Genomic DNA, 20,463 nt, shown 5'->3' with positions numbered 1-20,463 from the left:
GCAGCGACGGCAGTCGAAACTGTCCGTAGGCCGACTCTAACGGCCTAACCTTTCGCTAACCTTTCAGCTGACTTTCAATGTTTTCGGGCTTCACAGTGGCGGTTGCGGCTGTAAACTCCGCGGCAAAGAGTGGCGTCGGCCATCCCTGAACGAGGTAAAAATCCATGCGTGTTCTGCTCGTCGAAGACCATCTGCAACTGGCCGAAAGCGTCGCCCAGGCGCTCAAGAGCACCGGTCTGACCGTGGATGTGTTGCACGATGGCGTGGCTGCCGATCTGGCGCTGGGCAGTGAGGAATACGCCGTGGCGATCCTCGATGTCGGCCTGCCGCGCATGGACGGCTTTGAAGTGTTGGCGCGGTTGCGGGCTCGCGGAAAAAATCTGCCGGTGCTGATGCTGACGGCGCGCAGCGATGTGAAAGATCGGGTGCATGGCCTCAATCTTGGCGCCGACGACTACCTCGCCAAGCCGTTCGAACTGACCGAACTGGAAGCCCGGGTCAAAGCGCTGTTGCGACGCAGTGTGTTGGGCGGTGAACGCCAGCAGCGCTGCGGGGTGCTGGCCTATGATCTCGACACCCGACGTTTCTCCCTCGGTGAGGAACTGCTCACGCTGACGTCCCGCGAGCAAGCCGTGCTTGAAGCGCTGATCGCCCGGCCGGGGCGAGTCATGAGCAAAGAGCAACTGGCCGCGCAAGTGTTCGGTCTGGACGAAGAGGCCAGCCCCGATGCCATCGAAATCTACGTGCATCGCTTGCGCAAGAAACTTGACGGTCAACCGGTGGCGATCGTGACCTTCCGCGGCCTCGGCTATCTGCTGGAAAGCCGCGATGCATAAGCCCAGCAGCCTGCGCTGGCGGTTGCTGTGGAACCTTGCGTCGTTGCTGGTGGTGTTGATGCTCGCCAGCGGCTTGAGTGCTTACTGGAATGGTCGCGAGGCGGCCGACACCGCGTATGACCGCACGTTGTTGGCTTCGGCGCGAACCATTGCCGCCGGCCTGTCGCAACGTGATGGCAGCCTGAGTGCCGACGTGCCTTACGTGGCCCTCGATACCTTCGCTTACGACAGCGCCGGACGCATTTACTACCAGGTCAACGACATCCATCAAAAGCTGATTTCCGGCTACGAAAACCTCCCCGGGCCACCACCCGGTACGCCAAGAACTGACAGCTATCCGGCGCTGGCGCGTTTTTACAATGCCACCTACAAGGGGCAGAACGTGCGCGTGGTCAGTCTGCTCAAGGCAGTGAGCGAGCCGAACATGAACGGCATGGCGGAAATCCGCGTGGCCGAAACCGACGAAGCCCGCGTCAGCATGGCGCGCAGTCTGGCGGCCGATACGTTGTTGCGATTGGGCATGTTGGCGATCGGTGCATTGCTGTTGGTCTGGTTTGCCGTCAGCGCCGCACTGCGTCCGCTGGAGCGTTTGCGCACGGCAGTCGAGGAACGCCAACCCGATGACTTGCGGCCATTGCCACTGGTGGAAGTGCAACATGAGCTCTGGCCGCTGGTGCGCGGGCTCAACCATTTCACCGAGCGCCTGCGTGGCCAGTTCGAGCGCCAGGCGCAGTTCATCGCCGACGCGGCGCATGAGTTACGCACACCACTGGCGGCGTTGAAGGCGCGGCTGGAATTGGGGCTGCGTTCAAATGACCCGCAGGTCTGGCGGACGACGCTGGAATCTTCGGCGCAAGGCACAGATCGCCTGACCCATCTGGCCAATCAATTGTTGTCGCTGGCGCGCGTCGAAAATGGCGCCCGAGCGATTGCCGAGGGCGGTGCGCAGTTGCTCGATCTGAGTCAGTTGGCCCGCGAGTTGGGCATGGCCATGGCGCCACTGGCGCACAAACGCGGGGTGGCGCTGGCGCTGGAGGCCGATGAACCGGTGTGGCTGCGCGGCGAGCCGACGCTGCTGAATGAGTTGTTGAGCAATCTGGTGGATAACGCCCTGGCGCATACGCCACCGGGCGGCAATGTGATCTTGCGCGTGCTGACCCCGGCAGTGCTTGAGGTTGAGGACGACGGGCCGGGAATTCCGCTGCAAGAGCGCGATCGCGTGTTCGAGCGCTTCTACCGGCGTAATCAGCAGGTGGCGGGATCGGGATTGGGTCTGGCGATTGTCGGCGAGATCTGCCGGGCGCATCTGGCGCAGATCACGCTGCATGATGGTGAGCAGGCGGGGCTGAAGGTGCGGGTGAGTTTTATTGCGGGGTGAATTGTGTTGATTGCGTTGGCCCCATCGCCAGCAGGCTGGCTCCCACAGCGGATTTGTCTCAATCACAGATCCAGTGTGGGAGCTAGCCTGCTAGCGATGGCAGCACCAAGGTCTTGGATCAGTAAAACATCGAGCGCGATTCTTCCAGATCCGCACACAGCGCCTTGTTTTCCGGATCAATCCCAAGCTTCCTGAACGCCGGAACACTCAGCGGATCAATCCGCGCAAACGGATGGTCAGTGCCCTTGTGGCAATACAGGCTCGCCACCTGCACCAGATCGACATAATCGATCTGCGCCGAGTCGCGTTTGAGATCCTGATACAGCCCCGGCAGCTCCACCAGTCGTTCCGGAAAGTCCCACACGCGCAAGAGTTTGTCACCCAGCAACGGATGAAGCTGGTCGATTACATGGTTGAGGCTGACCGGGTCCGACAGCAGTTCATAGTGGTCTTCGGCGTAGGTCAGAATCGGCAGCACGCCGATCTGATGCACCAGCCCGCCCAGCGCCGCCTGATCCGGCTTGAGCTGGGTGTAACGACGACACAACGCATAACTGACCCCGGCAATTTCCAGGCTCTTGCGCCAGACTTCGCGCATTTTCTGTTCCACTACCTCGGAACTGGCGTGGAAAATCTGCTCCATCACCAGACCGATCGCCAGGTTACTGCTGTAGTTGATGCCCAGGCGGGTGATGGCGGTGTGCAGGTCGGTGACTTCCTGCGCCGCGCGCAGCAGTGGGCTGTTGACCACTTTGATCAGGCGCGCGGACAGCGCCGTGTCACGGCCAATAACTTTGCTCAGCTCGCTGACGCTGATTTCCGGATCTTCCGCAGCCTTGCGAATTTGCAAGGCTACTTCCGGCAGTGTTGGCAGAACCAGGTCATCTTTATCGATGGCCTCAACCAAATCCTGTTGGATCTTATCCGCCAGTTCGTTCATTTAGGCTCTCTAGGGTGTTGCAACAAATGCTGCGATCAGCGCTGGATTTCGCGGTCGCGATCCAGTTCGTAGGGCAAATCGAGCAGATGCAGCGCAGGCCCTTCGAGGGTGCCCAGATGCAGATCACCCGCTTCTGCAGCTTCGGCCTGCAACACTGCCAGTAGTTCAATGTTTTGCCCGGCGTTGGCAGCCAGTACGACCTCGCCGATCGAACTGTTGTGGCTCGGCGCGAATAATGGCGTGCCGGGTTCCGGCAATTGTGCGGCGTCGAGGCTCAAGCGATACAGACGGCGCTTGAGTTTGCCCAGGTACTGCATGCGCGCGACGATTTCCTGGCCGGTGTAGCAACCCTTCTTGAAACTCACGCCGCCGACGGCTTGCAGGTTGAGCATCTGCGGGATGAACAGCTCGCGGGTGGTCGGCATGACCTGACCGATACCGGCGCGGATCTGGCCGAGCAACCACTGGTTCAGTTCACCTTCAGGCAGGGTGATCGACAACTTGCGGCGGATGGTTTCAGCTTGATCGGCGGGTACCCACAGTTCGGCACGATCCGGCGAGACGCGAATTGCAATCAGGCCGTCGTTGCGCACCACGCTGTCGGTCTCAATCGGCAGATCCAGGCCGAGACTGCTCAGCGCTGCATCGCCCGACCTGAGCCCAAAACGCACCCAGGCGGCGCTTTCGTCGGTCAGTTTCGACTTGGAGAACACCGCGTACTTTTTCAGATCCGCCAGTTGCGGCTCGAGCAATTCGCTGGCCATCGCCAGCAGCACACCGTCACCTTCGAACAGAATGCGGAAACTCGACTGCATCCGGCCTTTTTGCGTGCAGCGAGCGCCCAGGCTGGACGCTGTTTCGCTCAGGTAATTGATATTGCAGGTCAACTGGCCTTGCAGGAATTTTCCGGCATCCGCGCCGCGGACCGCGAGAACGCCTTCATGAGACAGGGTGCAGAAAAAAGCAGAATCGGCCATGGGTCTTCGCAGGGTAAATAGACTGGGGCACATCATAAGGGCGCGTTGTTGAAATGGGTAGTTGATAAAGGATCGGTGGTGCCCGACCAAAGCCGACTGTGCGAGCGGCATCGGGGCTGTATACTTGCCGCCAAATTTGAGGAGGGCCCCATGGTCGAACAAGTTGAACTGAATCGCCTCTTTTGGCACAGCCGTCGCGGCATGCTTGAGCTTGACGTGTTGCTGGTGCCATTTGTGCAGGAGGTTTACGCAAACCTGAATCAAGTTGATCGCGATCTGTATGTCCGTCTGTTGACTTGCGAAGATCAGGACATGTTCGGCTGGTTCATGGAGCGCAACGAGTCCGAAGATCCGGAGCTGCAACGCATGGTTCGCATGATCCTGGATCGTGTTCAGCCCAAGTAATACGTTCGAATGCCGCTGGCATGCCTCACGGCAGTTGCTGGCGGCGTATCTGTTGGCCCAGGCATTCGCTCTGGGTGCCTTGTTTGTGCTTTCAATTCCCGTGTGGGCGAGCTTGCTTGGGGCTTTCGGTTGCCTGCTTCACGGGTTTTGGGTGTTGCCGCGGCAGATTTTGCTCAGTCATCCCAAGGCAATGCGCGGATTGCGTCGAGACGGCGACGGCTGGCAATTGTGGAATCAGGCGGATGGCTGGCAAGCGGTGCAGTTGCGGCCGGACAGCCTTGCACTGCCGCTGATCGTGGTGCTGCGTTTTCGTTTGCGCGGTGAGTGGCGCGTCAGATCGATCTGCGTGCCACGGGACTCGCAGGCGACGGATTTGCATCGACGCCTGCGAGTGCGGCTCAAGTTCAGCCGACGTAGGTGGGCGGCACCAGAATAGTGTCGAGCGCTTCGGGCAGCAGGTCCGGGTAGTCGAGGGTGTAATGCAGGCCGCGACTTTCCTTGCGTTCCATGGCTGAGCTGATCATCAGTTCCGCCACTTGCGCGAGATTGCGCAGCTCGATCAAATCGCGACTGACTTTATAGTTGCTGTAGAACTCGTCGATCTCGTCCAGCAGCAGACGCACCCGATGTTGAGCCCGTTGCAGGCGCTTGTTGGTCCGCACGATGCCCACGTAGTCCCACATGAACCGCCGCAGTTCATCCCAGTTGTGCGCGATGATTACGTCTTCATCAGAGTCGGTCACCTGACTGGCATCCCAGACGGGCAGGGTGCTTGGCGCTGTGACGTCATCCAGTTGCGCCAAAATATCTGCCGCCGCCGACCGGGCGTAGACGAAACATTCCAGCAACGAGTTGCTGGCCATGCGGTTGGCACCGTGCAGGCCGGTGAAGCTGGTTTCGCCGATGGCGTACAAACCCGGCACATCGGTGCGGCCATGCTGATCGACCATTACGCCGCCGCAGGTGTAGTGCGCCGCGGGTACGACTGGAATCGGTTGTTTGGTGATGTCGATGCCAAAACCCAGGCAGCGCTCATAAACAGTCGGGAAGTGAGTCTTGATGAACGCTTCGGGTTTGTGGCTGATGTCGAGATAGACGCAGTCGACGCCCAGACGCTTCATTTCATGGTCGATGGCCCGGGCGACGATGTCACGCGGTGCCAGTTCGGCGCGCTTGTCGAAGCGATACATGAAGCGTTCGCCGTTCGGCAGCTTCAAATGCGCGCCTTCACCACGCAGGGCTTCAGTGATCAGGAAGCTCTTGGCCTGCGGGTGATACAGGCAGGTAGGGTGAAACTGATTGAATTCCAGGTTCGCCACCCGGCAGCCCGAGCGCCAGGCCATAGCGATGCCATCACCGCAGGCGCCGTCGGGATTGCTGGTATAGAGGTAAACCTTGGCCGCACCACCTGAGGCCAGAATCACGAAGCGCGCACCGTAGGTGTCGACTTCACCGGTCGCGCGGTTGAGCACATAGGCGCCGAGGCAGCGATCGCCGTCCATGCCCAAACGTCGTTCGGTAATCAGATCGACCGCTACCCGCTGCTCCAGCAGTTCGATGTTCGAGCGCTCTTTGGCCTGGGCCAGCAAGGTTTTGAAGATCGCAGCGCCGGTAGCATCGGCTGCATGGATGATGCGCCGGTGACTGTGGCCGCCCTCGCGGGTCAGATGGAATTCGAAACCGCCGTCTTCAGTGCCGGACTGTTCGTCGCGGGTGAACGGCACGCCTTGGTCGATCAGCCACTGGATGGCTTCGCGGCTGTGCTCGACGGTGAAGCGTACGGCGTCCTTATGGCACAGGCCACCGCCAGCATTCAGGGTGTCGTCGACGTGGGATTCGACAGTATCGGTGTCGTCCAGCACGGCAGCGACTCCGCCCTGGGCCCAGAAAGTCGAGCCATTGGCGAGATCACCCTTGCTCAATACGGCAATGCGCAAATGACCTGGCAGGGTCAGCGCAAGACTCAAACCGGCAGCACCGCTGCCAATGACCAGAACATCGTGTTGGAACTGTTGGCTCATTTCAGCATTCCGCTCAAAGCGACCCGGATCGGGGGTGGCGCATGACACCTGGATCGGCGAGTCAAGTCAGCCACACAGCCCACTAGTATATAGAGGGGTGGGGCGGCACAATAGCCGGGCTCAGATGGCATTGTGAAACTACTGTGACGGAAAAATCCGGGTGCTTCGTCGGAAGTTTTTTCCTGCGGTTTTGGGAAAAGACGACTGTATCGGCGTTGAAACAGTCTTTTTCCGTCCAGAGTCGCCCAATGTCGGGTGGGTGCGGCTATAAATAATTGGAACTTTTGCCAAAAGTCCAAGATCAATAGACGGTGCCAGAAATAGGGACAGTGTCGGTTTCAGTGAGGAATCTGCGATCAGGGGTTCCTGCCGGCGAAACCGATGACAAGATTATTCGCGCAGCCGGTTTATCCCGCGCTGCGTTTTTCGTGCGTGCCAAATCAGAGCCCGCAGGAAACTTGCTTGGAGGGGGAGAACTTTTGCGAAAAGCCCGAGTCTATGTTTGCAAGTCTGGTCGTTTAGTTATGCAAGTCTCCTTCGGGCCTATCGAGGAGTGTTCATGCTAACCCAGGAAGAGGATCAGCAGCTGGTCGAGCGCGTTCAACGTGGCGACAAGCGAGCTTTCGATCTGCTGGTGCTGAAATATCAGCACAAAATTCTCGGGTTGATCGTGCGTTTTGTGCACGACACCCATGAAGCCCAGGACGTAGCTCAGGAAGCCTTTATCAAGGCGTATCGAGCACTTGGAAACTTTCGCGGTGACAGTGCGTTTTATACGTGGCTGTATCGTATTGCCATCAACACGGCAAAGAATTACCTCGTTTCCCGTGGCCGCCGGCCGCCGGATAGCGATGTAAGTTCTGAGGATGCGGAGTTCTACGACGGCGATCATGGCCTCAAGGATCTCGAGTCACCAGAACGAGCACTGTTGCGGGATGAGATCGAAGGCACCGTCCATCGAACCATTCAGCAACTACCAGAGGATTTGCGTACGGCTTTAACTTTACGTGAATTCGATGGTCTGAGTTACGAGGACATTGCGAGCGTCATGCAGTGTCCGGTGGGTACCGTGCGCTCCCGGATTTTCCGCGCTCGGGAAGCCATCGATAAAGCCCTGCAGCCGTTGTTGCAGGAAAACTGAGACAGCGGCGACAGCCAAGAGAGGAACGCCATGAGTCGTGAAGCCCTGCAGGAATCGCTGTCCGCAGTGATGGATAACGAAGCGGACGAACTGGAATTGCGTCGAGTGATCAATGCACTGGACGATGTCGAAACCCGTGAAACCTGGGCTCGTTACCAGATCGCTCGGGCAGCCATGCACAAGGATCTGCTGCTGCCACGTCTGGATATCGCTGCGGCAGTGTCTGCTGCGCTGGAAGACGAAACGGCTCCGGCCAAAGTATCTCGCAGCCCATGGCGCAACCTTGGCCGTCTGGCCGTTGCAGCCTCGGTGACTGTTGCCGTTCTGGCCGGTGTTCGCCTGTACAACCAGGACGAAATCGCCGGTGTTGAACTGGCTCAGCAATCCAATCAGCCAACCCTGGCCACTCCACAGGTCAAAGGCCCGGCTGTGCTGGCAGGCTACAGTGAGAGTTCCGAAGCCACTGGTCCTATGGCCAACGGCGTTTTGCAAGGTCAACCGGGCTGGCATGATCAGCGTTTGCCAGGCTACCTGCGCCAGCATGCTCAACAAGCTGCGCTCAAAGGTACTGAAAGCGCGTTGCCTTATGCACGTGCAGCAAGCCTGGAAAACCAATAAGGAGGATCATGCGCGCCATACCTCTACTTTCGCTTCTGCTCAGTGGCTGGTTTGTTGTTCCAGCCCACGCTGACGAGGCCCAGGACTGGTTGACCCGTCTGGGCCAGGCCGAGCAGCAGCAAAGCTTTCACGGTACTTTCGTTTACGAGCGTAACGGTAGTTTTTCTACCCATAACATCTGGCATCGTGTCCAGAATGGTCAGGTCCGCGAGCGTTTGCTTCAGCTCGACGGTTCGGCACAGGAAGTCGTGCGCATTGATGGACATACTCAATGCGTCAGCGGCACCCTGATTGCAGGGCTGGGAGATACTCCGAACACTGCCGCTCGTCCTCTCGATCCCAAAAAGCTGAAAAACTGGTATGAGCTTGCCGTCGTTGGCAAGTCGCGCGTGGCTGGCCGAGACGCAGTGATTGTATCGCTGACGCCTCGTGACCAGCACCGTTACGGTTTTGAGTTGCACCTGGACAAGCAGACCGGTTTGCCGCTGAAGTCGTTGCTGTTGAACGACAAGGGGCAATTGCTCGAACGTTTCCAGTTCACCAGCCTTGATACTGACGATGTCCCGACGGATAAAGACTTGCTGGCACACGCCGACTGCAAGGTTATTAACCTTGACAGTGACAAGGCCTCTGCCGCCAAGACCGCTCAGATGTGGCATTCGGACTGGCTACCGCCGGGTTTCGAACTGACCAGCAGCACGTCCCATAAAGATCCGCAAACCAAGACTCAGGTTAGCAGCCTGATGTATGACGATGGTCTGGCGCGTTTTTCGGTTTTTCTCGAGCCTTTGAACGGCGCGACTGTTACCGACACCCGGACCCAGTTAGGTCCGACTGTCGCGGTTTCCCGACGCCTGACTACACCCGAAGGCGAGATAATGGTGACGGTTGTCGGAGAGATTCCGATGGGCACCGCCGAACGAATCGCGCTGTCGATGCGTAATCAAGATGTCTCTGCAACCAGCAAGCAGTGAGCTGATTCCATTCATTTCCACTTCGTCGTCGAGACCTGGAAATGTTTGCTGAGCATTTTCATTTGCAAATACCCCAAAAGTTTTTTATAGGTCAGAGCCTCACGGCTCTGGCCTTGTTTGTTGTTCCCGGAACAAAAATGCCGGACTGTGGTTTCCGGTGTTCCTTGCTCCATATCGCTTAACCCTGCTCGTCGTAACGGGAGCTGTATGTCGATACCTAGCTTGAAGTCTTATCTGTCCATTTTCGCCACCGTGCTGTTGCTCGGTCAGGCGATCCCTGCTGCGCAAGCGGCCGATCTGCCTGATTTCACCCAACTGGTCGAACAGGCTTCGCCGGCCGTGGTGAACATCAGTACCACGCAGAAACTGCCGGATCGCAAAGTTAACCAGCAGATGCCTGATCTTGAAGGCTTGCCGCCAATGCTGCGCGAGTTCTTCGAACGCGGCATGCCACCTCAGCAGCGTTCGCCGCGTGGCGATCGTCAGCGTGAAGCGCAGTCGCTGGGTTCGGGATTCATCATTTCTCCGGATGGCTACATCCTGACCAATAACCACGTGATTGCCGATGCCGATGAAATTCTCGTCCGTCTGGCTGATCGCAGCGAAATGAAAGCCAAACTGGTCGGCACCGATCCGCGTTCCGACGTGGCCCTGCTGAAAATCGAAGGGAAGGATCTGCCGGTACTCAAACTCGGCAAGTCTCAGGATTTGAAAGCTGGCCAGTGGGTGGTGGCAATCGGTTCGCCATTCGGCTTTGACCACACCGTTACCCAAGGCATCGTCAGCGCCGTTGGCCGCAGCCTGCCGAACGAAAACTACGTGCCGTTCATTCAGACCGACGTGCCGATCAACCCGGGCAACTCCGGTGGCCCGCTGTTCAACCTGAACGGTGAAGTGGTCGGGATCAACTCGCAGATCTACACCCGTTCCGGCGGCTTCATGGGTGTGTCGTTCGCGATCCCTATCGATGTGGCGATGGACGTTTCCAATCAATTGAAGAGCGGTGGCAAGGTCAGCCGCGGCTGGCTGGGTGTGGTCATCCAGGAAGTGAACAAGGATCTGGCCGAATCGTTCGGTCTGGATAAACCGGCCGGTGCACTGGTTGCACAGATTCAGGATGACGGTCCGGCTGCCAAGGGCGGTCTGCAAGTGGGCGATGTGATCCTGAGCATGAACGGTCAGCCGATCGTCATGTCCGCCGATTTGCCGCATCTGGTTGGCGCACTGAAGTCTGGCGCCAAAGCCAATCTGGAAGTGATTCGTGAAGGCAAGCGCAAAAACGTCGAGCTGACGGTAGGCGCGATCCCGGATGAAGAAAAAGAGCTGGATGCGCTGCCGAAGTCCGGTGCTGAAACCAGCAGCAACCGCCTCGGCGTTGCCGTGGCCGAGCTGACTGCTGAACAGAAGAAAACCTACGACCTCAAAGGTGGTGTGGTGATCAAGGAAGTTCAGGACGGTCCTGCTGCCCTGATCGGTCTGCAACCAGGTGATGTCATCACTCACCTGAACAACCAGGCCATCGGCTCCAGCAAGGAGTTCGCCGAGATCGCCAAGGCGCTGCCGAAGAACCGTTCGGTGTCGATGCGCGTTCTGCGTCAAGGCCGTGCGAGCTTCATCACCTTCAAGCTGGCTGAATAATCCGGATTGAGCGGTAAATAAAAACCGCCTCGAAAGAGGCGGTTTTTTTATGCCTGAAGCATTTCAATCGCGAAGAAGCGTCAGCCCATCATGTCCTTGACCATGCGCTCCTGCTCCATCAGTTCGCGCTGGCGGGCATCGATCCGCGAGGACAGCGGGAAGTTGCTGCCAGCCTTGCGCTTGGCGAAATCCAGTTGCTGGATCGCCTGACGGTAATCGCCGACCAAGGCAAAGTATTCGGCGCGCGCCTGGTGCAGGCCAATGATGTTGCCAGACAAGCCACGGGTTTCGGCAACCTGATACCAGACATCCGGATCATCCGGGCGAGTCTTGAGCAATCCCTCCAGCGCTTTTTCGGCATCGGCCGCGCGGTTCTGCTTGAGCAGAAGATCGACGCGAACCTGATTCAGTGGATAGTTGCCGGGGTATTGCGTGAGCATTCGGTCGACACGCGACTGGGCATCGGGCAGGCGATTGTTGGTGATGTCCAGATCGACCTGAGCGAGGTTGTAGATGATCTCGTTCGGCGCTTTGGTCAGCAACTGTTTGAGGTTCTCCCGCGCCTCGTTCAACTGACCGCCCTTGATCTGCGCGATGGCCAGACCATAGCGGGCCACGTCGTTTTGAGGGTTCTCGTCCAGTTGCGCACGGAAACGCTTGGCGCCCAGTCCTGGTGTCTCTTCGTAGATCAACTGCACGCGGGCGCGGATCAACTGATAACGCTTGGTATCTTCGATGCCGCCGGGCCTGGCCTGTTCGGCGCGGTTGCGGGTGTCGGCGATACGCGATTCGGTCACCGGGTGAGTCAGGAGGAATTCCGGTGGTTTGGCATCGAAGCGATATTGACGCATCAAGCGCTCGAACATGGTTGGCATCGAACGTGGGTCGTATCCGGCCTTTTCCAGGTTGAGGATGCCGATACGGTCGGCCTCCTGCTCGTTCTGGCGGGAGAACCGCCGCTGCTCCTGAAGCGCCGCTGCCTGAGTACCGGCAATGGTCGCGATCCCGGCGTCACCGCCACCGGCCGCTGCAATCACAATACCGGCCAGCAGCGCCGCCATCATCGGCACCTGCATGCGTTGCGAAGCTTCGACGCCGCGCGCAAAGTGGCGCTGCGACAAGTGAGCCAATTCGTGAGCCAGCACCGAAGCGTATTCGCCCTCGGTCTGTGCGTTGAGGAACAAGCCACCGTTGACCCCGACCACGCCGCCCGGTGCCGCGAAGGCGTTGAGCTGCGGGCTGTTGATCAGGATGAACTCCAGGCGTCGGTCGCTGACCTGGCTGGTCTCCACCAGCTTGTAAACGCTGGATTCGACGTAGTCTTTGAGTTGCGGATCATTGAGCTGTGAAACCTGGCTGCGCAACATGGCCAACCAGGCGCGACCGAGCTGGTATTCCTGTTGTGGCGAGACAATGGCAGAACTGGCGTCGCCGAGTGACGGCAGATCGTCGGCAAAGCCTGGTGAGGCGAGCAGGCAAGCGAGCGTCAGCAGGGTAGGGCGCAGAAAAGTCATGCACAAAGCCTTAGAAGACAAAGACCTTACTGTAGCCGGACACCGGGCTTGCGACCAGATATTCTAGGCTGCTCGACTGACCTGATCCGGAGTGACGCAATGACTGACGCTGTAGCCCATGACGCAGAGCTGGACGCCAGCGGCCTGAATTGTCCGTTGCCGTTGCTCAAGGCAAAAATGGAACTCAACAAGCTTGCAAGCGGCGCGGTGCTGAAGGTGATCGCCACCGATGCGGGCTCCCAGCGCGACTTTCGCACCTTTGCCAAGTTGGCCGGTCATACGCTGCTGCGCGAAGAAGACGAAGCAGGCGTCTACCGTTACTGGTTGAAAAAAGCCTGAAGGCAATAGCGTCGCGCAAGGAGCGGGTGGTGGCGCCGTTGCTTTAAAGCAAAAGATCGCAGCCTGCGGCAGCTCCTACAGTTTTCGGTGTCGCCGCAAAATATGCGATCTAACATCGAAAATGTAGGAGCTGCCGCAGGCTGCGATCTTTTGATCTTCAGGCCTTATTCAGCGCTTCAGCAGCAGCCAAAACAGCATCAACATGCCCCGGCACTTTCACGCCCCGCCATTCCTGGCGCAGCACGCCGTCCTTATCAATCAGGAAAGTGCTGCGATCAACGCCCAGGTATTCCTTGCCGTAAAGCTTCTTGAGCTTGATCACGTCGAACAACTGACAGACAGCCTCGTCCTTGTCGCTGATCAGCTCGAACGGGAACTCCTGCTTGCCCTTGAAGTTCTCGTGGGACTTCAGGCTATCGCGGGAGATGCCGAAGATTTCCGTGTTGGCAGCCTTGAACGCCGCGTACTGGTCACGAAAGCCCTGGCCTTCGGTGGTGCAGCCCGGGGTGCTGTCCTTCGGATAGAAGTAGATCACCACTTGCTTGCCCTTCAGGGCAGACAGGCTGACGGTTTGCCCACTGGTGGCAGGTGCTTCGAAATCTGCAACCGGTTGGTCGATGACAACAGCCATGAAAACTTCCTTACATTGGGTTCTGTGGACGCCAAGGTTCGATCAGCGCATCCAGGTTCATCGCATCGGAGAAATCCAGGAACTGATCACGCAGCCAACTGATCTGGGTGCCGGCCGGCAGGGTCACGGTGAAGGTGGCGTTGAGCATGGTGCCGCCGGTCTGTGGTGCCTGATACGTGTCGCACGTCAGGTTTTCCAGTTCGACGTTGTGATCCATGAAGAACTGGCACAGCTCATTGATGATGTCCGGACGATACGCCGAGCTGACGTAAGCCACGTATGGCAGCGCCTGCGGACGGTTCTCCAGTGGTGCGCTGCGCACCACGTTGACGGTAAAGGCGTGCTTCTTGGCAAGACCTGACAGGCTGCCTTCCAGGCGCGCGAGGGCGTCCCAGCTGCCAGAGACTTCGAGAATCAGTGCGCTGCACTCGCCATGGCGGGTCAAACGGGATGTAACCACGGCGCAGCGATTTTCATGGCTGGCGCGGCACAGGACGTTAGTCAGCTCCATGGGGTTGGCGCCGAGGGCACTGATGACAAGGAATTGTTCGCGAACTGTGGGGGTGGACATGCAGCATTCCTAAAGCGATGAGCGGTCGGTAGGTTTACGGGCGTTGATCGCCGCAGAGTGCCCGTGTGCCCATTAAGGCTGTCCGTTCAGAAAGCCCCGGCAAGCGCTCGCGGCTCGCTCCACTCAACGGGAGCGCGTCGATGCGACGCTGGAACGGGGCCTGGGAGGCCGAAAAGGGAGGCTGAAACCCGGCGTACAAGCTGATCAGTACCGATCAAAGTCTGAAGGGTAGCGAAAAGCGGCGCCAAGGGGAATGGCGGCAGCGCAGTACTTTGCTTGTGCAAGCATCTTGGCGCCAGTACCATTACCGCTCTCTTTTTCCGGCAGGAGCGGTTTCATGATTGCGGGCAGTATGGTGGCACTGGTCACTCCCATGGATGCACAAGGGCGTCTTGACTGGGACAGCCTCAGCAAACTCGTGGACTTCCACCTCAAGAACGGCACCCATGCCATTGTCGCGGTCGGTACTACCGGCGAGTCGGCAACCCTTGATGTAGAAGAACACATCGCCGTCATCAAAGCCGTGGTCAAACAGGTTGCAGGCCGTATTCCGGTCATCGCCGGCACTGGCGCCAACTCGACTCGCGAAGCCGTCGAGCTGACCCGCAACGCCAAAGAAGCCGGTGCCGATGCCTGCCTGCTGGTCGTTCCGTACTACAACAAGCCGACTCAGGAAGGCTTGTATCAGCATTTCAAACACATCGCCGAATCGGTCGACATTCCACAGATTCTCTACAACGTTCCTGGCCGCACGTCTTGCGACATGCAGGCCGAGACCGTGATTCGCCTGTCCACCGTGCCGAACATCATCGGCATCAAGGAAGCCACCGGCGACCTGGTTCGTGCCAAAGCGATCATCGATGGCGTGAGCAAGGACTTCATCGTGCTGTCCGGCGATGACCCGACCGCCGTCGAACTGATCCTGCTGGGCGGCAAGGGCAATATCTCGGTTACTGCCAACGTCGCTCCGCGCGAAATGGCTGATCTGTGCGAGGCCGCGCTCAAGGGCGACGCCGAGACCGCACGGGCCATCAACGAAAAACTGATGCCGCTGCACAAAGACCTGTTCATCGAAGCCAACCCGATTCCGGTGAAATGGGCTTTGGTTGAAATGGGCCTGATGCACGAAGGCATCCGCCTGCCACTCACCTGGCTGAGCACTCCTTGTCATGAAACGCTTCGCTCGGCCCTGCGCCAGTGCAGCGTCCTGGTTTAATTGAGGAAGTACAACGCATGAAGCGAATGGCCGGACTTTCCGCACTTGCCTTGATTATCTCCAGCACCAGCGGCTGCGGATGGGTCTGGGGGCCGGAAGGTTATTTCCGCGACCGTGGTAGCGATTACCTGCAAGCGCAACAGACTGCACCGATGCAACTGCCAGCGGATGTCAGCACATCCAAGCGTCTGGATCCGCTGCTGCCGATCCCGCGCAACGTCGCTGACGACACCGCCAAGGGCGAGTACGTGGTTCCGCGTCCTCAGCCGTTGTCGGCCGTTGCCGATGCCAGCGACTACTCGCTGCAGAAGAGTGGCGATACCCGTTGGGTCGTGGCCCAGCATCCACCGGCCGAAGTCTGGCCAGTGGCTGTGCAGTTCTTCCAGGACAACGGTTTCCGTCTGGATGAACAGCGTCCGCAAACCGGCGAATTCACCACCACCTGGCAGCATTCCGACGAACTGTCGGCAGCAATGGCCAAGCGCCTGAGCGCAGCCGGCGTCAGCACCGACAGCGAAACCCGCGTTCGTGTGCGGATCGAGCCCGGCGTGCAGCGTAACACCAGTGAAATCTACGTGGTCAGCGCCGAGCGTCCTGCCGGCAGCAGCGCCGACGTGGCCTTCACCAACCGTTCGGTCAACACGGGTCTGGACGCCGCTCTGGTCGACGACATGCTCGCGAGCATGAGCCGTATCTCCGAGAAGGGCGGTTCCGTGTCGATGTTGGCGTCCCGTGATTTCGATACCCCGAGCCGTGTCAGTCTCAACGAAGACGGCAGCGGTAACCCGGTGTTGAACGTCGGTACCGACCTTGACCGTGCCTGGTCGAGCGTTGGTCGCGCACTGGAACAAGGCGAATGGCGCGTTGAAGACATCAACCGCAGCCTGGGCCTGTACTACATCAACTTGGCCGAAAAAGCCGAGAAGAAAGACGACAAGCCTGGTTTTTTCAGCAGCCTGTTCGGCAGCGCGCCGAGCAAGGAAGAAGTTGAAGCCCGTGCCGAGCGTTATCAGGTTCGCCTGAGCAAGGTTGGCGAGAACATTCAGGTCACCGTCGAGAAAAACATCAACACCGTTGCGCCTGCCGATGTGGCGCGCAAAGTGTTGAGCGTCATTCAGGACAACCTGGGCTGATCACATGCGTTTTGCCGTTCTCGGCAGCGGTAGCCAAGGGAACGGCACGCTGATCGCCAGTGCTGATACGTATGTGCTGGTGGATTGTGGTTTTTCCCTGCGGGAAACCGAAAAACGCCTGTTGCGCCTGGGTGTAAACCCGGCGCAACTGAGCGCGATACTCGTAACCCACGAACATGCCGACCACGTGCATGGCGTGGGTTTACTGTCTCGGCGTTACAATCTGCCGGTCTACCTCAGTCGCGGCACACTGCGCGGGATGCGCAAACCGATTGAACCCGCAGGCTTTCTGGCCGGCGGCGAGCAACTGCAGATCGGTGCACTGAACATCGGGGTCATTGCCGTGGCCCACGATGCGCAGGAACCGACCCAGTATGTATTCAGTGACATCGAGCAGCGGCGCTTCGGCCTGCTGACCGACCTGGGTTCCTACTGCGAGCGGGTGCTGGAGGGTTATCGGGATCTCGATGCGTTGATGATCGAATCCAACCATTGCCGTGACATGCTGGCCCGTGGTCATTACCCGTACTTTCTCAAGCAGCGGGTGGGCGGCGAGCTGGGACATTTGAACAACCATCAGGCGGCATTCCTGGTGTCCGAGCTGGGCTGGCAGGGGCTGCAACATCTGGTCCTGGCTCATCTGAGCAGCAAGAACAACTTGCCGCAGCTGGCCCGACAATGTTTTGTCGACACCCTTGGGTGCGACCCGGACTGGCTGCAACTGGCCGATCAAGATTCAGGGCTCGACTGGCGCCACATCGCCTAGCCCACCTACTTAGCAAGCGGAGCCCATCATGGAAAAACGTGAAGAACTCTACCGCGGCAAAGCCAAATCGGTTTACAAGACCGACGACGCTGACCGCTTGATCCTGCTGTTTCGCAACGACACTTCGGCGTTCGACGGCAAGCGTATCGAACAGCTCGACCGCAAAGGCATGGTGAACAACAAGTTCAACGCCTTCATCATGCAGAAGCTCGAAGCGGCCGGCATTCCGACCCAATTCGACAAACTGCTGGGCGACAACGAGTGCCTGGTGAAGAAGCTGGACATGATCCCGGTCGAATGCGTCGTGCGTAACTACGCTGCGGGCAGCCTGGTCAAGCGCTTGGGTGTGGAAGAGGGCATCAAGCTCAATCCGTACACCTTCGAACTGTTCTTGAAGGACGACGCCAAGGGCGACCCGTTCATCAACGAATCCCACGTCGTGGCATTCGGCTGGGGCACCGCCGAGCAACTGGTTCGCATGAAAGAACTGTCGCTCAAGGTCAACGAAGTCCTGAGCAAACTGTTCGACGACGCCGGCCTGCTGCTGGTCGACTTCAAGCTTGAATTCGGCGTATTCAGCGACGGCTCCATCGTCCTGGGCGACGAGTTCAGCCCGGACGGCTGCCGTCTGTGGGACAAGGACACCAAGAAGAAGATGGACAAAGACCGCTTCCGCCAAGGCCTCGGTGACGTTATCGAAGCCTACGAAGAAGTCGCCAATCGTCTGGGCGTACCGCTTTAATCGACGCAAGCATCTGATAGCACGCAGATTTTTTCGAAAGAGGGTTTGCTTTCGGTAAAAGTGTTGTTATGATGCGCGCCGTTGGAGAGATGCCAGAGTGGCCGAATGGGACGGATTCGAAATCCGTTGTACCTTCACCGGTACCTAGGGTTCGAATCCCTATCTCTCCGCCATTATTAGTAAAAGATGAAACCCCCGTAGCCATTGATGGTTACGGGGGTTTTTTCGTTTTTAATGAAATTTTTAGGGCAAATTTAGGGCATTTCTACTAGGTCTCGCAGACATTGAAGCTTGGTTGGGAAGGTCAAAAATGCCTTGAGAGTGGGGACACCATCGCACGGAGTTTAGGAAATGTCCTAAACGTACAATTGTTCGTGTACACAACCTAGGCAAGCGTGGGCAAAGTTAGCTAGACTCCGTTTATGATTTGAAGCGTTCCCGCAATGGGAATATTAAGAGCTCGTGTGAAATGGATTCACACAATCCTCGTACCATCAAACTGATAAGTGAATATCAATGACGCAGACCACCGCTTGGGCCACTGAGACAATTCGTTTCACTCTCCTGGGAGTACCAGAGGGCGTTAAGGTGTCTTGGCAATCCGTCGTTGGAGCAGAGCCTGAGTCGGTCACAAATCGTCCAGCTCAGCAGCTGTCCATTCAGGAGGGCCCCTACGAAGGGGGGCGGCTCGTCATTACCTCGCATCCCGGTCGCGTAGATATCGCGCTTACGGCCATGCCTAGTGATCCCATGAGTCATCCAACCCTTGGTGAATTTTCAGTAGTCTGCGCGAATTTTGAATCACGGATTAATGTGCTGAAATTTCCAACAGTCGCGAGATTGGCTATGGGCGTGACATTGAACGTTTTCCCAGAGTCGTTGGAAAAAAGTAATCTGATGTTCAAAGAGTTGGTGCCAGGGATAAATTTTGGCTCTGATGCATCTGACCTTATGGTTCAGGTTAATAGAGCAAAGAAATTTCCTAAAATCAGTGGCATGGTGATGAACAGGCTAACGAAGTGGTCACAACTTTTAAGTCAAACTGTTCAGTATCAGAACAATGAGGCGCTGGCCACGAAGCATAATCATCTGATACAACTAGAGTTGGATCTAAATACTAGTCCAACTTCCAAGCTGCCGCATGCTGATACTTACAAATCTATTGTTTCGGCATTCTTTAGTGAGGCTCGTTCGTTAGCAGGAGTTGAAAAAAATGCAAATGGATAATGCACCTTACATGTTGGAGTCCTCAGTGATGATGGCGCCTATTGAAAGAAGGATAACGGATTTTAATAATTCAACTCGCGTTGGAATGGTCGTAGTTCCGAGTTCGACATCTGCATTTCCGGCTTATGAGTTTAGGTCGAATGTCGTATCATATGGTTCCTTCCGGGATGCAGCTAAGTTAGCTGCTGCTAAGCGACATAGTGATTTAACGGGTTTCAACGAAAGTGTTATTGGCGTCCTCGATGTTAAAGATGGGTGGACAGTTAATGAGCTTATCGATATCAAGGTTAAGCCCATTACTGGAAAGATCATAGCTGCAATTGAAGAGCAGCTTGATTCGATCTATGCATTGGATGCAGCTGCGATTGTTGAACCTGAGCAAAGTAGATTGGCTATTCGAGCAGTTGTGGATGTTGTTGAGGATTATATAAAGGCTAAAGATCTTTGGAGTTTGAACGAGCTCTTGGTTGTCGCTGACCCAAGTTTGATGCGGAAAATTACAAGCGTATCTATTTTGCGCACTTCCTTTCGAATGAGAGACAAGCTGAGTAATTGGACTGCTCTTTATGATCGTGTAAATGCTCACCTTAAAGAAACGGAACAAGATCCGGAGCGCGCGTTGCGGGGGTTGTCTCGACCTAAGGTAGTCAAGATTGCCTGAAGTTAAACTCATTGGCGATGTGGGGCTGTTCGGGGCCGCGATTCTTCAAACGTCGACTCCTGGGCAGCGCCACGCAGCATTGGTTTTCAAAGATCGTAGTAGGAAAAATCTGAGCCTATTGCATTTGGCGTGGCACTACACTCTAAAGTGCGATCCTTACAATGCTCCTTATCGATCCGTGCCAAACAAGCACTTTGACGAGGAGGAACTTGAGCTTTTTGCTGAGCACGCATCTCGTTTATATGATGAGAATTCGGCTGGAATACCATATGGTATGGAATATACCGGAGCCTCGGTTTTCAACGGTGATCTGGAGTTTATCGACTCTCCAGGTGCGGGATTAACTTGCGCAACATTTATCTTAGGTTTTTTTGATAGTTTGGGTTTTGATATTTTAGATCTTGCCTCTTGGGAGAATCGGGATGACGATACTCAATGGCAAACCAATATATATTCTGCTTTGGAGCCTAAACTAACTCCGGAGAGGAAAGATTCGCAGAAGAATTTGATTGGTGCAGCTTACCGATTCAGACCGGAAGAAGTTGTTGGGTCGTTCGGCCTGTTTGAGTCGGCTCCTATAAAATTTACAGAAGCGGTGAACGTAGGCATAAAACTTCTTGAAGAAATGCGTGCGAAATAGAAGTTGCTGTAAATTCTTTTTTATTCAAAAGATGAAAGCGCCCCGATAGTTTTATTTGTTGGGGCGTTTTTATATTTGGTTGTTTTGAGTAAAGA

At 57.0% G+C, this 20,463-nt stretch carries 22 protein-coding genes and 1 tRNA gene; 17 read left to right on the top strand and 6 right to left on the bottom strand.

Going from position 1 to position 20,463, the window contains the following annotated elements; translation table 11 throughout:
* Positions 1-164 precede the first annotated feature (164 nt).
* Together ICA16_RS15345 and ICA16_RS15340 are read left to right on the top strand one after the other, a co-directional pair.
* Positions 165-836, top strand: coding sequence for a response regulator (locus tag ICA16_RS15345; RefSeq protein WP_042558060.1), 672 nt, complete (start codon positions 165-167; stop codon positions 834-836).
* Entirely contained in the window at positions 829-2,214 is a 1,386-nt protein-coding gene (locus tag ICA16_RS15340) for a sensor histidine kinase (RefSeq protein ID WP_150603047.1), read from the top strand. Before ICA16_RS15345 ends, ICA16_RS15340 begins: the two co-directional genes overlap by 8 nt.
* Positions 2,215-2,332: 118 nt before the next feature.
* Here ICA16_RS15340 and ICA16_RS15335 read toward each other — a convergent pair whose 3' ends face one another.
* Positions 2,333-3,154 (bottom strand): HDOD domain-containing protein, encoded by an 822-nt coding sequence (locus tag ICA16_RS15335; RefSeq protein WP_150617657.1) that lies wholly within the window; start codon positions 3,152-3,154, stop codon positions 2,333-2,335.
* Between the two features lie 35 nt (positions 3,155-3,189).
* Positions 3,190-4,131: a CAF17-like 4Fe-4S cluster assembly/insertion protein YgfZ gene (ygfZ, locus tag ICA16_RS15330; protein ID WP_210700944.1), complete on the bottom strand. Its 942-nt coding sequence runs from the start codon at positions 4,129-4,131 to the stop codon at positions 3,190-3,192.
* 150 nt (positions 4,132-4,281) lie between these two features.
* Here ygfZ and ICA16_RS15325 point away from each other — a divergent pair, with 150 nt between their 5' ends.
* Together ICA16_RS15325 and ICA16_RS15320 are read left to right on the top strand one after the other, a co-directional pair.
* Positions 4,282-4,536, top strand: coding sequence for an FAD assembly factor SdhE (locus ICA16_RS15325; RefSeq protein WP_042558064.1), 255 nt, complete (start codon positions 4,282-4,284; stop codon positions 4,534-4,536).
* Positions 4,520-4,972 carry a protein YgfX gene (locus ICA16_RS15320; protein WP_210700943.1) on the top strand — a complete coding sequence of 151 codons (453 nt, stop codon included), beginning with the start codon at positions 4,520-4,522 and terminating at the stop codon, positions 4,970-4,972. The genes ICA16_RS15325 and ICA16_RS15320 overlap by 17 nt, the downstream gene beginning before the upstream one ends.
* Here the strand turns inward: ICA16_RS15320 and nadB are convergent.
* Positions 4,941-6,557 (bottom strand): L-aspartate oxidase, encoded by a 1,617-nt coding sequence (gene nadB / locus ICA16_RS15315; protein WP_210700942.1) that lies wholly within the window; start codon positions 6,555-6,557, stop codon positions 4,941-4,943. The genes ICA16_RS15320 and nadB overlap by 32 nt on opposite strands.
* Positions 6,558-7,116: 559 nt before the next feature.
* On the opposite strand from nadB, the gene rpoE reads away from it, so the two are divergent.
* From rpoE to ICA16_RS15295, 4 genes are all read left to right on the top strand, one after another.
* Complete coding sequence (gene rpoE, locus ICA16_RS15310) at positions 7,117-7,698, top strand: RNA polymerase sigma factor RpoE/AlgU (RefSeq protein ID WP_003172477.1); 582 nt, start codon at positions 7,117-7,119, stop codon at positions 7,696-7,698.
* A gap of 30 nt (positions 7,699-7,728) precedes the next feature.
* A complete protein-coding gene (locus ICA16_RS15305; RefSeq protein ID WP_150603043.1) occupies positions 7,729-8,316 on the top strand; it encodes a sigma-E factor negative regulatory protein in 588 nt (195 codons plus the stop codon).
* 8 nt (positions 8,317-8,324) lie between these two features.
* Positions 8,325-9,290: a MucB/RseB C-terminal domain-containing protein gene (locus tag ICA16_RS15300; protein ID WP_210700941.1), complete on the top strand. Its 966-nt coding sequence runs from the start codon at positions 8,325-8,327 to the stop codon at positions 9,288-9,290.
* Between the two features lie 207 nt (positions 9,291-9,497).
* Positions 9,498-10,928, top strand: coding sequence for a DegQ family serine endoprotease (locus ICA16_RS15295; RefSeq protein WP_042558069.1), 1,431 nt, complete (start codon positions 9,498-9,500; stop codon positions 10,926-10,928).
* An 80-nt stretch (positions 10,929-11,008) separates the two neighbouring features.
* Here ICA16_RS15295 and ICA16_RS15290 read toward each other — a convergent pair whose 3' ends face one another.
* The gene (locus ICA16_RS15290) at positions 11,009-12,442 is read right to left on the bottom strand and encodes a M48 family metalloprotease (protein ID WP_210700940.1); all 1,434 of its coding nucleotides are present in this window, start codon (positions 12,440-12,442) and stop codon (positions 11,009-11,011) included.
* A gap of 99 nt (positions 12,443-12,541) precedes the next feature.
* On the opposite strand from ICA16_RS15290, the gene ICA16_RS15285 reads away from it, so the two are divergent.
* Complete coding sequence (locus ICA16_RS15285) at positions 12,542-12,781, top strand: sulfurtransferase TusA family protein (protein ID WP_150603040.1); 240 nt, start codon at positions 12,542-12,544, stop codon at positions 12,779-12,781.
* A gap of 157 nt (positions 12,782-12,938) precedes the next feature.
* Here the strand turns inward: ICA16_RS15285 and ICA16_RS15280 are convergent, their stop codons facing one another.
* Positions 12,939-13,412 (bottom strand): peroxiredoxin, encoded by a 474-nt coding sequence (locus ICA16_RS15280; protein WP_210700939.1) that lies wholly within the window; start codon positions 13,410-13,412, stop codon positions 12,939-12,941.
* 10 nt (positions 13,413-13,422) lie between these two features.
* Positions 13,423-13,983, bottom strand: coding sequence for a glycine cleavage system transcriptional repressor (locus ICA16_RS15275; RefSeq protein WP_150603039.1), 561 nt, complete (start codon positions 13,981-13,983; stop codon positions 13,423-13,425).
* 337 nt (positions 13,984-14,320) lie between these two features.
* Between ICA16_RS15275 and dapA the strand changes: the two genes are divergently transcribed.
* The 8 genes from dapA (at position 14,321) to ICA16_RS15235 (ending at position 20,368) form a co-directional block, all read left to right on the top strand.
* A complete protein-coding gene (dapA, locus tag ICA16_RS15270) occupies positions 14,321-15,199 on the top strand; it encodes a 4-hydroxy-tetrahydrodipicolinate synthase (protein ID WP_042558075.1) in 879 nt (292 codons plus the stop codon).
* Positions 15,200-15,216: 17 nt separating this feature from the next.
* Positions 15,217-16,332 carry an outer membrane protein assembly factor BamC gene (gene bamC / locus ICA16_RS15265; RefSeq protein ID WP_047300077.1) on the top strand — a complete coding sequence of 372 codons (1,116 nt, stop codon included), beginning with the start codon at positions 15,217-15,219 and terminating at the stop codon, positions 16,330-16,332.
* A gap of 4 nt (positions 16,333-16,336) precedes the next feature.
* Positions 16,337-17,098, top strand: coding sequence for an MBL fold metallo-hydrolase (locus tag ICA16_RS15260; RefSeq protein WP_042558077.1), 762 nt, complete (start codon positions 16,337-16,339; stop codon positions 17,096-17,098).
* 28 nt (positions 17,099-17,126) lie between these two features.
* Positions 17,127-17,840, top strand: coding sequence for a phosphoribosylaminoimidazolesuccinocarboxamide synthase (gene purC, locus ICA16_RS15255; protein WP_042558078.1), 714 nt, complete (start codon positions 17,127-17,129; stop codon positions 17,838-17,840).
* A gap of 83 nt (positions 17,841-17,923) precedes the next feature.
* Positions 17,924-18,013: transfer RNA gene (locus ICA16_RS15250), tRNA-Ser, on the top strand.
* Positions 18,014-18,356: 343 nt separating this feature from the next.
* Positions 18,357-19,067, top strand: coding sequence for a hypothetical protein (locus ICA16_RS15245; protein ID WP_210700938.1), 711 nt, complete (start codon positions 18,357-18,359; stop codon positions 19,065-19,067).
* Positions 19,054-19,728 carry a hypothetical protein gene (locus tag ICA16_RS15240; protein WP_210700937.1) on the top strand — a complete coding sequence of 225 codons (675 nt, stop codon included), beginning with the start codon at positions 19,054-19,056 and terminating at the stop codon, positions 19,726-19,728. Before ICA16_RS15245 ends, ICA16_RS15240 begins: the two co-directional genes overlap by 14 nt.
* Entirely contained in the window at positions 19,721-20,368 is a 648-nt protein-coding gene (locus ICA16_RS15235; protein ID WP_210700936.1) for a hypothetical protein, read from the top strand. The genes ICA16_RS15240 and ICA16_RS15235 overlap by 8 nt, the downstream gene beginning before the upstream one ends.
* The last annotated feature ends 95 nt before the right edge of the window (positions 20,369-20,463 follow it).

It is taken from the genome of Pseudomonas anatoliensis (assembly GCF_017976235.1).
Classification (GTDB): domain Bacteria; phylum Pseudomonadota; class Gammaproteobacteria; order Pseudomonadales; family Pseudomonadaceae; genus Aquipseudomonas; species Aquipseudomonas anatoliensis.
The sequence above is the reverse complement of the archived record's forward strand: the minus strand, read 5'-3'. Positions and strand labels throughout refer to the sequence as shown.